The organism is Streptomyces sp. HmicA12 (assembly GCF_000373565.1).
GTDB lineage: Bacteria > Actinomycetota > Actinomycetes > Streptomycetales > Streptomycetaceae > Streptomyces.
The window spans coordinates 156632-171447 of the sequence record NZ_KB891850.1 but is presented as its reverse complement, the minus strand read 5'-3'; the positions used below and the strand labels follow the sequence as shown (position 1 = coordinate 171447).

Below are 14816 nucleotides of genomic sequence, written 5' to 3'. Positions count from 1 at the left end.
TCTCGTCAGCAGTACGAAAGTCGGGGCCGGGCCCCGGGTCTTCATGACCCGGGGCCCGGCCCTTTCGCATGCCCCGCGCGCCCGGACTTGACTGACTCGGACCTCTCCAACCTGCGTAAATTACAAGTCACTTGACTCCACATGACAGAAGTTGTTGAATCTGTCGCATCGACAAGTCGGCCTGGAAGGCAGGACAGCGCGATGGGGGACGACAGCACGGTCGGCATCATCCTGGCCGGCGGTCGGGGGGAACGGGCGAAGCCCATCACCCTCCAGTCCGCCGACTACATCCGCAGCAAAGCGCTTATTCCGTTCGCCGGCAGGCCGCTCATCGAGTGGATCGTCGAGGCCTGCCGCGACCAAGGCATACGCCGTTTCCATGTAGTGGCACAGGGAGTTGAGAACCGGAGTCAGATCAAGCTCGTCCTGGGCCACGGCGAGCGGTACGGCGTGGAGATCGACTACTCACGGGCCCGCTTCGACCCGTACAACGTGGGCTCGGGCGCGGCCACCCTGCACAACCTGGAGCAGTGGAACCTGACGGGCACCGCACTCGTCCTGCCCGTCGACTCGCTGTTCGAGTTCTCGCTGGACCGGCTGCTCGCCACCCAGCGGGACACCGACGCGATGGTCACCGTGGCCGCCGTGCCCCGCGCCCCCGAGGAGATCGCCGGCAAGTACGGCGTCATGCGCACCACCGCGGAACATCTGGTCTGCGGCTTCCTGGAGAAGCCCCAACTCTCCGTCATCGAGCGGGAGTTCCCCGAGATCACCCAGCCACAGGGCCCCCGCGCCCTGGCCACCAACGCCGGGATGTACCTCATCGACTGCGCCCGCCTCCGGCTCGCCGCGCGCACCCCCGAACTGATCCGCCTCGCCCAGCAGCGCCTCGACTGGGGCAACGACCTGCTGCCCCGGCTCGTCGGGCTCGGCCACGCGGTGGCCGTCGAACCCATCGCGCGGCTGGGCGACCTCGGCAACATAGGCGACTACCTCGGCACGCTCGGCGACGCGCTCGGCGGCCTCTATCCGCAGCTGGACCGGGCGCTCGGCACACCGCTCAGCACCGACCCGCGGTACTGGATCCACGAGTCCAGCCTGCGCTCCAAGGACCACATCACCGGCACCACCCTCGCCCAGAAGATCGCCGAAGGCAGCGTCGTCATCGGCCCCGGGGTGCGCATCGGCCGGCACGTGGAGATCGGCACCGGCGTCCGGCTGCGCTCGACGGACGTCGGGGACGGCGTCGACCTGCACGAAGGCGTGCACGTCGAGGGCAGCGTGCTCGGCGACTCCGCCGTCATCGGCGCGTACGCGCACATCAGCGACTCCTACGTCGGCCCGATGGCGCAGGTGCGCTCCGACGCCCGGGCCCCGGTGCGCCTGGAGGCCCTGTCCGCCGTGGGGGACGGCGCCCAGCTGTGGTCCGGGACCCGGCTGTCCGGCGTCAGCGTCTATCCCCGGCTGCGCGTACCCGCCGTCTCCGGCGTGCCCAGCGGCACCCAACTCACCAGCTCCGACGACATCTTGCAGTGGGTGTGACCCGTCCGCCCCCGCGCCCCCTCTGGAGAGATCCGTGAACACTGCCATCGCCGTGATCGGCGGTACCGGCCGGGTCGGCCGGATCGTCACCCGCAAACTCCTGGACCGTGGGGAGACGGTCCGGGTCATCGGCCGCAGCGCCCAGCGCGCCCAGCGTCATCTGCCGCCCCGCGCCCAGTTCTTCCTCGGTGACGTCCGTGACGCCGACACCCTGCCCGTCCCACTGCACGGCTGCTCCGCCGTCGTGTACACGGTGGAGTCCGGCACCGACACCTCGGGGCCCGACAGCCCGCGGAGCACGCTGCACGCGGGCGTGCTCAACACCCTGGACGCGCTGCGCCGCCAGGAAGGCTTCGAGCCCGCCCAGTTCGTGCTGGTCAGCCAGCGGCACGTGACCCGCCCCGAGCACCCGATGAACGCGTACGGGCGGATGCTCGACTGGCGGCTCGCCGGGGAGAACGCGGTGCGCTCCTCGGGCCTCGCCTACACGATCGTCCGGCCCGGCTGGCTGACCGACCGCACGGTCTCCGCCGACGACGGCCGCATCCACCTCGAACAGGGCGACCGCAGGGACGGCTACGTCGCGCTGCAGGACGTGGCGGAGGCCTGCGTCCAGGCCCTGTACTGCCCGTCCGCGAAGGGGCTGACCTTCGAGATGCGCAACGGCGCGGGCAGCGCCCCCGGCGACTGGGAGGAACTGTTCGCCGGGCTCAGCACGGACGAGCCCGTACCGGTCCGCGCCGTCGCCTGAGGCGGCCCGCCACCCGACCGCACCCCGACCCGACCGCCGCTCGACGCGCCACCGCCCACCGCCCTTTCGCCGCGAGACCGGAGACCACCATGACCGAGGCGCCGCAGATCACGGCGGGACGCCCCCAGCCGCTGGGTTCCACCGTCGTCGACGGCGGAGTCAACTTCTCCGTCTTCTCGGAGCACGCCACCCACGTCGACCTGCTGCTCTTCGACCACTGCGACGATCCGCACCCCTCGCAGACCATCCACCTCCAGCGGGACAAGCACCGCAGTTTCCACTTCTGGCACTGCCATGTCGCCGGGATAGGCGCCGGGCAGGTCTACGCGTACCGGATGGACGGGCCGCGCGAGCCCAAGCGAGCCGGCACCCGCTTCGACCACCGCAAGGTGCTGCTCGACCCGTACGCCCGCGCCAACATCAACTCCCGCTGGAACCGCACCCTCGCGATCGGCGCGCAGGACAACGTCGAGACGTGCATGCGCAGCCTCGTCGTCGACCTGGGCGACTACGACTGGGAGGGCGACCAGCCGCTGCGCACGCCCATCGAGGACACGGTCATCTACGAGATGCACGTGCGCGGCATGACGGCCTCGCCGACCTCGCGGGCCGCGCACCCGGGCACCTTCTCCGCGGTCATCGAGAAGATCCCGCACCTGAAGCGGCTCGGCGTCACCGCCGTGGAGCTGCTGCCCGTCTTCGACTTCGACGAGACCCAGGTGCTGCGCGACAGCCCGGACGGCACCCCGCTGCACAACTACTGGGGCTACGACCCGTACGGCTTCTTCGCCCCGCACACCGGCTACTGCACCTCGCCCCATCTGAACACGCACATCGCGGAGTTCCGGGACATGGTGAAGGCGTTCCACCGGGCCGGTATCGAGGTGATCCTCGACGTCGTCTTCAACCACACCAGCGAGGGCAACGAGTTCGGGCCGACCATCAGCTTCCGCGGCCAGGCCAACGAGGCGTACTACCACCTGTGGCCGCAGGACCGCAGCCACTACATGGACTTCACCGGCTGCGGCAACGCGGTGAACGCCAACCACCCCTTCGTCGCCAAGTTCATCCAGGAGTCCCTGGAGTACTGGGTCACCGAGCACCACATCGACGGCTTCCGCTTCGACCTGGCCTCCGAGCTCGCGCGCGGCGACCAGGGCTACGAGATGGCGGTGCCGCCGGTGCTGTGGGCGATCGAGCTGTCCAAGGTGCTCGCCGAGACGAAGATCATCGCCGAGCCCTGGGACGGCGGCGGCCTCTATCAGGTGGGCCGTTTCCCGGGGAAACGCTGGGCGCAGTGGAACGGCCCGTTCCGCGACGAGGTGCGGCGCTTCGTGCGCGGTGACGCCGGCGTGGTCGGCGAGCTGGCCAAGCGGCTCGGCGGCTCCGAGGACCTGTTCGGGCCGCAGAACGAACCGCCCACCAACAGCGTCAACTTCATCACCTGCCACGACGGCTTCACCCTCAACGACCTGGTGAGCTACGACCACAAGCGCAACCACGCCAACGGCGAGGCCGACACCGACGGCGCGGGCGAGAACTTCAGCTGGAACTGCGGCGCCGAGGGCCCGAGCGACGACCCCGAGGTGGAACGCCTGCGGGTACGGCAGATCAAGAACCTGCTGAGCGTCCTGATGCTGAGCAGGGGCGTGCCGATGCTGCTCGCGGGCGACGAGTTCCGCAACTCCCAGAACGGCAACAACAACGCGTACTGCCAGGACAACCCGACGTCCTGGCTGGACTGGGACCAGGCCGCGAAGGAGGAGGAGACCTTCGAGTTCACCCGGCGCGTGATCGAGCTGCGCCGCCGCTACCGCACCTTCCGCGCACCCCACTTCTACAACGGACGCCTCAACTCCCGGCAGCTGCCGGACATCGTCTGGCACGGCACACGCCTGGAGCAGCCCGGCTGGGAGGACACCAACGCCCGGGTCCTGGCCTGCACGCTCGGCGGGTTCGACGGCGATCCCGACCTGCACCTGATCCTCAACATGTACCACCTGGGCCTCGACTTCGAGCTGCCGCACATCCGCGGCCACAGCTGGCACCGCGTCCTGGACACCTCGCGCGCGGGCCCGCACGACATCCTTCCGGCCGGTCAAGAGGAGCGCCACGACGACCACACCTTCCACGCCCCCGGCCGCAGCATCGTTGTGCTGGCGGCCCTGCCTGATGCGAAGGACAGCCCCCGATGAGTGCTTACGCCGCACGTCGCCGCACGTTCTCCGACACTCTCGCCGGTTACGTCACCTACTTCAGCCCCACCGGACGCCGGTTCGGTCTGCGCACCTCCGACGACCGTGAGTTCACGGTCCACCTGCCCCGCAACGTCTCCTCGCGCATCGTCCGCAACCTCGGCGACGGCTACCGCGACACCACCGACGCCACCATGGACATGCTCGCCGAGGGCCGCTACCTCTACGCGTACGGAGTCGCCTACGAGTGGGAGGACGGCGAGCGCTTCGAGGCGAAGGAGATCACCTTCCCCGAGGAGCACCGCGGCTCCTACGTCTTCGAGCACCCGGCGTGGTGGGTCCAGCAGGCGGCCGCCGTCGCCGACTTCTATCTGCGCGGCCACTTCCCCGACGGGAAGTACGACTGGCGCAACTTCCGCACCCAGCTGACCCTGCACGGCACGCACCTGCCCGACTTCGACGGCGAGGACGTGCGCCAGGAGACCGACACCATCTCCCGGCTCGTGTACGGCCTGTCGACCGCGTACCTGCTGACCGGCGAGGACCGGTTCCTGGACGCCGCCGAGTCGGGCACGGAGTATCTGCGCGAGCACATGCGGGTCGCGGACGACCAGGACGGGATCGTCTACTGGTACCACGGCATGGACGTCACCCCGACCGGCCAGCGCAAGGTCTACGCCTCGGTGTTCGGCGACGACGTCGACGCGATCCCGATGTACGAGCAGATCTACGCGCTCGCCGGGCCCACCCAGACCTACCGGGTCACCGGCGACCCGCGCATCCTCGACGACATCGACCGCACGGTGGCCCTGTTCGAGCAGTACTTCAGGGACCGTGAGCAGGGCGGGTTCTTCTCGCACATCGACCCGATCACGCTCGACCCGCACGCCGACTCGCTCGGCCCCAACCGGTCCCGCAAGAACTGGAACTCGATCGGTGACCACGCACCGGCCTATCTGATCAACGCGTATCTGGCCACGGGGCGCGAGGACTTCGCCGCGCTCCTCGAAGAGACCGCGGACACGATCGTCGAGCGGTTCCCCGACGAGCCGAACAGCCCCTTCGTGCAGGAGCGGTTCCACGCCGACTGGTCGCCCGACCGCACGTGGGGCTGGCAGCAGGACCGGGCCGTGGTCGGCCACAACCTGAAGATCGCCTGGAACCTGACCCGCATCAAGTCCCTGGTGGACAAGGACAGTTACGGCACGCTCGCCGAGCGGATCGCGGAGATCATGCCGGCCGTCGGCAGCGACCAGCTGCGCGGCGGCTGGTACGACGTGGTGGAGCGCAGGGCCGATCCGGACAGCGGCATGCACCGCATGGTGTGGCACGACCGCAAGGCGTGGTGGCAGCAGGAGCAGGCGATCCTCGCCTATCTGATCCTGGCGGGCACCACGAACGACCCGGAGCAGCTGCGGCTCGCGCGTGAGGCGGCCTCCTTCCACAACGCCTTCTTCCTCGACTACGACGACGGCGGCGTCTACTTCAACGTGCAGGCCAACGGCATCCCGTTCCTGCTGGGCACCGAGCGGCTCAAGGGCAGCCACTCCATGGCGGGCTACCACTCCCTCGAGCTGTGCTACCTGGCCGCGACCTACACCGGCCTGCTGATCAGCAACGACCCGCTCACCCTGCACTTCAGGCCGCGCCCCGGCGACCTGCCCGACCGCACGCTGCGGGTGGCGCCCGATCTGCTGCCGGCCGGCTCGGTGGAGCTGACCCGGGTGTGGGTGGACGGCCGGCCGCACCACCACTTCGACGCGAAGGAGCTCACGGTCCGGCTGCCCGTCGGCGACGAACCGCTGCGCGTACGCGTCGAGTTGGAGCCCGCGCAGATGCGGCTGCGGATGCGGACGGAGTTCGACGGCGGCACGGCGCACGTGCGCTGCGACGGCGTCATCGACACCACCGAGCTGGAGAAGTTCCGGCGGATCCTGAGCGAGGTGATGGCGGCCGAGCCGCTGCGCGTGGAGTTCCATCTGTGCGAGGTCACGTCGATGTGCCGCCCGGCCATCAACGAGCTCCTCTTCCAGCGGACCAAGGCCGGGCTCGACGTGGACTTCGTGATCGTCGGCTGCGCGCTGCCCGACGTCGCCGACGCGCTGCTGTCCACCGACGCCTTCCTGCTGGAGGGCGGGGACGCGTGCGCCCATGACTGAATCCCCGCTCCGCTCACCCGTTCCGCACCGTCCTGGGGGCCCTGTGTCTTCTCCGTCTCCTCCCTCCCGTCCCTCTCGTCCCTCTCGTCCCTCTCCTGTCTCTCCTCCCACTCGCCCGTCTTCACCGGCGCCCCTCTCCTTCCAGGCGTACTGCCGGGACCTGTTCCGGGAGCTCGCGCGGTCCGACCAGCGGCGCTGGGGCGAGGTCTATCTGCGCGGCCTGCTGTCCGTTCCGGGCCGCAAGACGCCCACCCGGATCTCCGAGCACGTGCTCGGGCGGCCCGCCGTGCAGCAGCTCCAGCAGTTCGTGCACCAGAGCCCGTGGGACTGCGGGCCCGTGCGCCGGCGTACGGCGCTGCGGCTCGCGGACGCCTTCGAGACCGAGGCCTGGTCGGTGGACGAGGTCGTCTTCGTCAAGAACGGCGACCGCTCGGTGGGCGTGGCCCGTCAGTACGCTCCCTCCCAGGAACGCACCGTCAACTGCCAACTCGCCTGCGCCGTCTCCCTGGTGGGCGCCGGCGGCGGCCTCCCGGTGAACTGGCGGCTGCTGCTGCCACCCCGCTGGGACCGCGACGAGCGGCTGCGGGAGGCCGCGCACGTGCCCGCGCACGAGCAGTCCAGACCGCGCTGGCAGTCCGTGCTCGAAGCCGTCGACGAGATGACCGAGGAGTGGCTGCTCGACCCGCGGCCCGTGCTCGCCGACTGGCGCCACGAGACCGAGACCGAGCCGCTCCTGCACGGCCTGGAGGCGCGCGGCCTCGGCTATCTCGTGCAGGTGTCGCCGCGCACCGCCGTCACCATGCCCCGGCCGCACTCGGCGCTGCCCGCGGTGCGCGGCACGGTCACCGACCTGGCCGCCCACGTGGCCCGGCGGTCCGAGCGCACCCCGGTCAGCTGGCAGGACCGGGTGACCGAGCGCCGGTACCGCTCGCAGTTCCTGTCCACGCCCGCGCTGCTGTGCGCGGCACCGACGGGCGGCCGGGCCGTGCCGGCCCACCGCCAGAGCCCGCGGCACCTGGTCACGGACTGGCCGTTCGGGCGGCCCGAGCCGCGGGCGTACTGGCTGACGAACCTGCCCGCGCGCAGGCTCGCCGAGGCGCTGCCCCTGGCCCAGCTGCGGTCCCTGGCGGACACGGGCCTGCGCCGGCTGCACGAGGACTTCGGGCTCGGTGACTTCGAGGGCCGTTCGTTCCGCGGCTGGCACCACCACGTCACGCTGGCGTCGGCGGCGCTCGGGTACGCGACGCTCCGCCAGGCCGCCGTGCGCAGGCCGGAGCGGGTGCTCAGCGGATCGGCGGTCTGAACCACCCGGCCGTGGCCGCCCCGCCCCGGGGGCGGCCACGGCTATGTCCCGGCCCAGCCGACCTTCGTCCAGTCGATGTCGCCGAGCCCCGGGATGCCGTAGTTGGCGAGCCCTGCGCGGACCGCCATCATCTGCGGTCGCTGGTACAGCTCGATGTCGTGACCCAGGCGCCAGATCTCCGCGTCCGCCCGGTTGTAGAGGGTGGTGGCTCGTTTCTTGTCGAGGGTGCTCGCGGCCCGGCGCAGCAGCTTGTCGACGGTGGCGTCGCCGACCCGCCCGTAGTTGAGGAACGACTGTGCGCCGTGCGGCCGTTCGTAGATCGAGACGGCTTGACCGGGGTAGCTGAGGCCGGTGAAGCGAAAGATGACGAGGTCGAAGTTGCCCTGGTTCAGATACTTCGCCGAGTAGTCGTTCGCGGGCACCTTCACGATGTCGACCTGGACACCGGCGCGGGCGAGCATCGACTGGATCAGCTGCGACAGGTCGAGCCCGAGCCGGTTGGTGTAGGTGCTGATGACGAACCGCAGCCGCAGTTCCTTGCCGTCCTTCGTGCGCGGCTCGCCCTCGCCCTGCTCCTTCCAGCCCGCCTTGTCGAGGAGGCGGCGCGCCTCGGCGAGGTCGTACGTGCCCCAGGGGTCGGAGTGATCGGCGTACCCGGGCTGGTTCGTCATGAAGATGTGGTTGCCGAGCAGCGGTACGCCGACGGGCAGCCCCTTGGCCGCGACGTCCGCCAGCGCCTGCCGGTCGACGGCCCGCTGGACGGCATGTCTGACATCGATGTCCTCCAGCGGGCCGCGCGCGCCGTTGAGGGCGACGTGCACCTCGTCCCAGGCGGAGCCGGTGCGTATCTCGCTCCGCTCCGCGTTCTTCAGCTGGGCGTAGTCCTCGGTGGTGGCGGCGTTCGTGGTGTCGATCTCGCCGTTCCGGTAGGCCTGGAGCGCGGCGTCGGGGAGCAGGGTGCGCAGCACGATCCGGTCGAGCCGGGGGCGGGTGCCCCACCAGTCGGGGTCGCGGACGACGGTGGCGGTCTCGGTGGTGCGGTCGAGCTTCCCTACCTTGAACGGGCCCGCGGTGACCGGGACTTGATCGATCCAGCCCTTGTTGAACCGCTCGGGGGTGGAGATCGCGGAGGCGGGATACAGCGGCGTGAACAGGCGCTGCCAGTCGGCGTACGGGGCGCGGAAGACGACCTTCACCTCGTGGGCGTCGCCGCCTTCGGTGACCGAGGCGATCTGGTCGTAGCCCGTCGGGTCGGCGATGTGAAAGCGGTCGTCGCCCCGTCCCAGGGCCTGCCACTGCGCGGCGAAGTCCGCGGCGCCGACGGGCTTCCCGTCGGACCAGCGGGCCTTGGGGTTGAGCCGGTAGATCACGGTCTGCGGCGCGGTGCCGGTGACCTTCGCCGAGACGAGGTAGTCGGGGTCGGGGCGCGGCACGCCCTTGGCGTCGCGCAGGAAGAGGCTGGGCTCGACCAGGCTCGCGAGTTCCGCCACGGTGTCGGTGCCGCCGTCGACCTGGTGGAAGTTGAACTGGGTGGCCCAGGCCGTGGTGGAGAGGGTGAGCGTGCCGCCGTCGCGGAGCCGGTCGACGGGCATCGCCCCCATGTCCTGGGCGCCGAACTCGGCGGCCGCGGTGGACCGTTGCGGTTCAGACGAGCCGCCGGAGCCGGTACATCCCGCGAGTGCCGTCGCCGCGGCCAGCCCGACGACGGCGCCGAGTCGACGTAACCGGCTCACGGAAGCCTCCAAGTGAATGCAAAGGATCACCAAATGCCCACAACTAACCAACAAATGGCCGCAGTTGAACGTAACATCATCATGTATCGCGCTCATGAACATCGCCTGCCGCACGACCGACAAGGAGGCGCATGGCCGGCCGCGTGCTCCGGCGCATCATCCGCAGCGTCGCCCTCCTTCTCGCCTCCGTCCTCGTCTCGTACGTCGTCGCGTCCGCGGCGCTGAGTCCGCGCGCCTACTTCGAGGACCGCACGCCCCGCCCGCCCGCGTCGGCGGTCGACCACGAGCTGTCCGCGCTCGGCCTCGACGACTCCGCCCCGGTGCTCGACCGGTTCGGCCACTGGTCGTGGCGGGCGCTCCACGGGGACCTCGGCCGCACGCTCGACGGGGCTTCGGTGAACGCCGAGTTCGGGCGGCGCGTCGGGGTGTCGGTGCGGCTGCTGCTCGTCGGCACCGTGGCGGGGGCGGGCATCGGGGTGCTCGCGGGCGTGTGGGCGGCGGTGCGCAGGGGCCGGCTGCCGGACCGCGCGATGACGGTCCTCTCCTTCCTGGTGCTGTCGGTCCCGACGTTCGTACTCGCCCTGCTGCTCAAGGACGGGGCGCTCTCCGTCAACGACGGCGTGGGGCACACGGTGATCCGCTACACGGGCGAGTCCACCCCGGGCGCCGCCCACGGCATTCTGCCCCAACTCCGGGACAGGGGCGCGCACTTGCTGCTCCCCGCCGCCACCGTCGCACTCGGCGCGATCGCCTCCTACAGCCGCTATCAGCGGGCCGCGACCCTGGACGTGCTGGCCGCCGACCATCTGCGCACGGCCCAGGCCAAGGGGCTGACCCCCGGCCGGGCGCTGTTGCGGCACGGTCTGCGGGTCTCGCTCATCCCCATGGCGACGTTCTTCTCCTTCGGCTTCCTCACCCTGTTCACCGGTTCCGTGTTCGCGGAGCAGATCTTCGGCTGGCCCGGCATGGGCAGCTGGTTCCTGGACGCGACACAGAAGGGTGACGTGAACTCGGTCGTCGCGGTCTGTCTGTTCGCGGCCGTGACGGTGCTGCTCGCGGGACTGCTCGCCGACGCGCTGCTGCTGGCCCTCGACCCGAGGGTGCGCCGGTGACGGGCGCCGCCCGGGTCCTGTCGCGCTCGCCGGGCGCGCTGACCGGCCTCGCGCTGATCGCGCTGCTGTTCCTGTACGCGTTCCTCGGCCCGTACGTGTCCCCGTACTCCCCCACGGACGTCGACTACGCGGCGCTGAGCGCACCGCCGGGCGGCGGGCACTGGTTCGGCACCAACCGGATCGGGCAGGACGTGTTCGCGCAGAGCGCGCGCGGGCTGCAGAAGTCGCTCCTGATCGGCCTGCTGGTCGCGCTCGCGGGCACGGCGTTCGCGGCGCTGGTCGGCACGTGCGCGGGCTGCTTCGGCGGCCGGCCGGACCGCGTGCTGACCTTCCTCACCGATCTGCTCCTGGTGGTGCCGGGGTTCCTGGTCCTGGTGGTCGTCGCGCCGTCGCTGCGGAACACGGGCTGGCTCGCGTACGCGGGGCTGCTGGCCGCGCTCGGCTGGATGCTCACGGCGCGGGCGGTGCGGGCGACGGCCCGGTCGCTGCGCGAGCGCCCGTACGTGGCGGCGGCCCGGTACATGGGTGTGCGTCCGCTGCGCATCGTGCGCCGGCACATCCTGCCGCACCTGGCCCCGTTCCTGATCACGCACGCGACGATCGCCACGGCCGGGGCGGTGATCAGCGAGGCGGGCCTGTCCTACCTCGGCTTCGGCATCCAGCCACCGGACGTGTCCCTCGGCACGCTCATCGCCGACAGCACGGAGGGGGCGCTCACGTACCCGTGGATGTTCTTCTTCCCGACCGGCCTGCTGCTCTGCTTCGTGCTCGCGGTCAACCTGGTCGGGGAGGCGCTGCGGTCGGCGCTCGATCCGACGGCGGCACGGGCGGTACCGGCATGAGCTCACCGGAGCCGGTCCTCGAACTGCGGGACGTGCACGTGGAGTTCGGCGCCGACCGGGCGGCCGTGCGGGGCGTCGACCTCACGCTGCACCGGGGTGAGGTGCTCGGCCTGGTCGGCGAGTCCGGCGCGGGCAAGACGCTCACCGCGCTCGCCGCGCTCGGTCTGCCGCCGCACGGCGCGACGGTACGCGGTTCGGTGCGGCTGCTCGGCACGGAGCTGGTCGGCCTGCCCGCACGCGACCTGGCCCGGCTGCGCGGCAGCCGCGTCGCCATGGTCTTCCAGGACCCGCTGGCCGCGTTCACGCCGGTGCACCGGATCGGGGACCAGATCGGCGAGGTGCTGCGCATCCACGAACGGCCGCGCCCCGGACGGCGGTCGGCGCGGCACCGGGCGGTCGAGCTGCTCGCGGAGCTCGGGGTGCCCGACCCTCTGCGGGTGTCCCGCGCCCACCCCCACGAGCTCTCGGGCGGACTTCGCCAGCGCGCGATGATCGCGATGGCGGTCGCCGGCCGCCCCGACGTCATCGTCGCCGACGAGCCGACGAGCGCGCTGGACGCCGGCGTGCGGGCCGGGGTGCTGGCCGCCCTGCGGGACGCGCGGGCGGCGACCGGGGCGGCGCTGCTCCTGGTCAGCCACGACCTGGGGGTGGTGGCGGACACCGCGGACCGGGTGGCGGTGATGTACGCGGGCCGGGTCGTGGAGAGCGCCCCGACGGACGCGCTCTTCACCCGCCCCCGGATGCCGTACACGGTGGGCCTGCTGGCCGCGACCCCGCGCCTCGACGAGGTCCACGCGCTGGCCCAGATGCCGGGGACGCCCCCGTCGCCGGGCGAGGCGAACGAGGGCTGCGCGTTCGCACCGAGGTGCCCGGTGGCAGGTCCGGAGTGCGCCACCACGATCCCCGAGCTGAGGGAGCGCCCCGCAGGGGCGCGGGGCAGTACCGATCAGCGGCTCCGCCGCAGGGCGCGCGCAACCACAACGACGCGCAAGCCGCCGACGATCGAGAAACCCCCCACGGCGACTGGGCGCATCCACCAAACAGCCTGCCACCACCCCGACCGCACCCCCCACTACCGCACCTCACCCCCGCCAAAACCGCGCCCCGCCAGCCCGGTTGAGGCCCTGAGAGTCACCGCCCTCACCGCCACCTACCGCACCCACCGAGCCGTCCACCACGCCGACCTCACCGTCCGGCGAAGCGAAACCGTTGCGCTGGTGGGCGAATCGGGCGCGGGCAAATCCACCACCCTGGCCCGGATCATCGCCCTGACCGCACCGGAGTCGGGCCGCGTCAAGATCCTCGGCCAGGACACGGCCACGCTCACCCGGGCGGAGCGGCACCGCCTGCGCGGCCGCGTCCAGATCCTGCTCCAGGACCCGGCGGCGAGCCTGGACCCTCGCATGACGATCGCCCGGATCCTGGCGGAACCGATGCAGGCCCAGCGCACACCGCGCCCCGAGATCGAGTCCCGTACAAGGCAGTTGCTGACCCAGGTGGACCTGGACCCGGAGACCGCCGGACGGCACCCGCACCAGCTCTCCGGCGGCCAGCGCCAGCGCGTCGCGCTCGCCCGCGCCCTCGCGGTCCGCCCGGACCTGCTCCTGCTCGACGAACCGGTCTCCGCGCTGGACGTCTCCGTGCAGGCGGGAATCATCGCTCTGCTGCGCGCGCTGAAGGCCCGGCCCGACGCGCCGGCCTGCCTGCTGGTCTCCCACGACCTCGCCGTCGTCCGGCAGCTCGCGGACCGGGTGGTGGTGATGTCCGAGGGGCGCACCGTGGAGTCCGGCACCGTCGACGAGGTGTTCACCCGCCCCCGGCACCCGTACACCCGCGCCCTGCTGGCCGCCGTCCCGGCGCCGCCACCACGGAGAATGCCCCTCGGGAGCCTTCCGGCTCCGAAGGGGCATCCCCGTGTGCACTGACCCCGGCGGCACTCAGCGTGCCGCCACGGCCTCCGCGTACACCTCCATGGTCCGCGCGGCGGCGCGGTCCCACGAGAAGTGCGTGACGGCCCGCTCGCGCCCGGCGGCGCCGAGTCGCCCGGCCCGTCCCGGGTCACCGAGCAACTCACCGATGGCCGCGGCGAGTTGTGCGGCGAACTTCTCCGGGTCGGACGGCTCGCCCGTGGCGTCGGGCGTCGCGTCGAACGGCACCAGCGTGCCCGTCTGCCCGTCGGCGACGACCTCGGGGATGCCCCCGACGGCCGACGCGACGACCGCCGTGCCGCACGCCATCGCCTCCAGGTTCACGATGCCCATCGGCTCGTACACCGAGGGACACACGAACACGCGCGCGTGGGTGAGCAGTTGACGTACGGACGTGGTGTCCAGCATTCCGTCGACGCGGAACACTCCGTCGCGTACGGCGCGCAGTTCCTCTACGAGCGCCGCCACCTCGGCGGCGATCTCCGGGGTGTCCGGCTGCCCGCAGCACAGCACGAGCTGCGCCTCGGGCGGCAGGGCGAACGCCGCGCGCAACAGGTGCGGCAACCCCTTCTGGCGGGTGACGCGGCCGACGAAGAGCGCGTACGGCCGGTCCGGGTCGATGCCGTACCGGTCGAGCGCGTCCGTGCCGTGGTCCGCCCGGTACGCGTCCGTGTCGATGCCGTTGTGGATCACCCGCACCCGTTCCGGCGGGACCTGCGGATAGACCCGCAGGACGTCCTCGCGCATCGCCGCGGAGACCGCGATGACACGGTCCGCCGCGCCGATGGCCGCGCGCTCCATCCAGCTCGACAGCGCATAGCCCCCTCCCAACTGCTCCGCCTTCCAGGGGCGGAGCGGTTCCAGGCTGTGCATCGTCATGACGTGGGCTGCGCCGTGCAGGGTGCGCGCGACGTGGCCGGCCATGTTCGCGTACCAGGTGTGACTGTGCACGACTCCCGCGCCGGCACAGTCGCGCGCCATGGCCAGGTCCGCTCCGAGGAACCCCAACGCGGCGTCCGCGTCGGTGAGTTCACGGTCGAGACCGTAGGCCGTGACGTTCTTCTCCTGCCTGGGCCCGCCCAGGCATCGCACTCGTACGTCCGTGAGCCGGCGCAGGCTGTGCGACAGCTCGGCCACGTGGACTCCCGCGCCGCCGTAGACCTCGGGCGGGTATTCACGGGTGAGGATGTCCACCCGGCGGCCCGCCGCCATGGTCAGCAGCACCCGCCGAATTCGGAGTTCTCCTTGCTC

At 71.6% G+C, this 14816-nt stretch carries 10 protein-coding genes; 8 read left to right on the top strand and 2 right to left on the bottom strand.

The window, feature by feature from the left end; all coding sequences use genetic code 11:
• Positions 1-201 precede the first annotated feature (201 nt).
• The 5 genes from B072_RS0138150 to B072_RS0138130 all read left to right on the top strand — a co-directional run bounded on the left by B072_RS0138150 (position 202) and on the right by B072_RS0138130 (position 7950).
• Positions 202-1542 (top strand): sugar phosphate nucleotidyltransferase, encoded by a 1341-nt coding sequence (locus B072_RS0138150; RefSeq protein ID WP_018535255.1) that lies wholly within the window; start codon positions 202-204, stop codon positions 1540-1542.
• Positions 1543-1576: 34 nt separating this feature from the next.
• Positions 1577-2293: an SDR family oxidoreductase gene (locus B072_RS0138145; protein ID WP_018535254.1), complete on the top strand. Its 717-nt coding sequence runs from the start codon at positions 1577-1579 to the stop codon at positions 2291-2293.
• A gap of 89 nt (positions 2294-2382) precedes the next feature.
• On the top strand, positions 2383-4488 hold the full coding sequence (gene glgX / locus B072_RS0138140) for a glycogen debranching protein GlgX (protein WP_018535253.1): 2106 nt from the start codon (positions 2383-2385) through the stop codon (positions 4486-4488).
• Positions 4485-6647 (top strand): AGE family epimerase/isomerase, encoded by a 2163-nt coding sequence (locus B072_RS0138135; protein ID WP_018535252.1) that lies wholly within the window; start codon positions 4485-4487, stop codon positions 6645-6647. The genes glgX and B072_RS0138135 overlap by 4 nt, the downstream gene beginning before the upstream one ends.
• Before the next feature lie 43 nt (positions 6648-6690).
• Positions 6691-7950 (top strand): IS701 family transposase, encoded by a 1260-nt coding sequence (locus B072_RS0138130; RefSeq protein ID WP_051127388.1) that lies wholly within the window; start codon positions 6691-6693, stop codon positions 7948-7950.
• A 41-nt stretch (positions 7951-7991) separates the two neighbouring features.
• Here B072_RS0138130 and B072_RS0138125 read toward each other — a convergent pair whose 3' ends face one another.
• Positions 7992-9683 carry an ABC transporter family substrate-binding protein gene (locus tag B072_RS0138125; protein ID WP_043245480.1) on the bottom strand — a complete coding sequence of 564 codons (1692 nt, stop codon included), beginning with the start codon at positions 9681-9683 and terminating at the stop codon, positions 7992-7994.
• 131 nt (positions 9684-9814) lie between these two features.
• On the opposite strand from B072_RS0138125, the gene B072_RS0138120 reads away from it, so the two are divergent.
• From B072_RS0138120 to B072_RS0138110, 3 genes are read left to right on the top strand one after another with little or no spacing between them, the layout of a single operon-like run.
• Positions 9815-10795, top strand: coding sequence for an ABC transporter permease (locus B072_RS0138120; protein WP_018535249.1), 981 nt, complete (start codon positions 9815-9817; stop codon positions 10793-10795).
• Positions 10792-11637 (top strand): ABC transporter permease, encoded by an 846-nt coding sequence (locus tag B072_RS0138115; RefSeq protein ID WP_018535248.1) that lies wholly within the window; start codon positions 10792-10794, stop codon positions 11635-11637. Before B072_RS0138120 ends, B072_RS0138115 begins: the two co-directional genes overlap by 4 nt.
• A complete protein-coding gene (locus B072_RS0138110; RefSeq protein WP_018535247.1) occupies positions 11634-13562 on the top strand; it encodes a dipeptide ABC transporter ATP-binding protein in 1929 nt (642 codons plus the stop codon). The genes B072_RS0138115 and B072_RS0138110 overlap by 4 nt, the downstream gene beginning before the upstream one ends.
• 12 nt (positions 13563-13574) lie before the next feature.
• Here the strand turns inward: B072_RS0138110 and glgA are convergent, their stop codons facing one another.
• A complete protein-coding gene (glgA, locus tag B072_RS0138105) occupies positions 13575-14759 on the bottom strand; it encodes a glycogen synthase (RefSeq protein WP_199791138.1) in 1185 nt (394 codons plus the stop codon).
• Between the last annotated feature and the right edge of the window lie 57 nt (positions 14760-14816).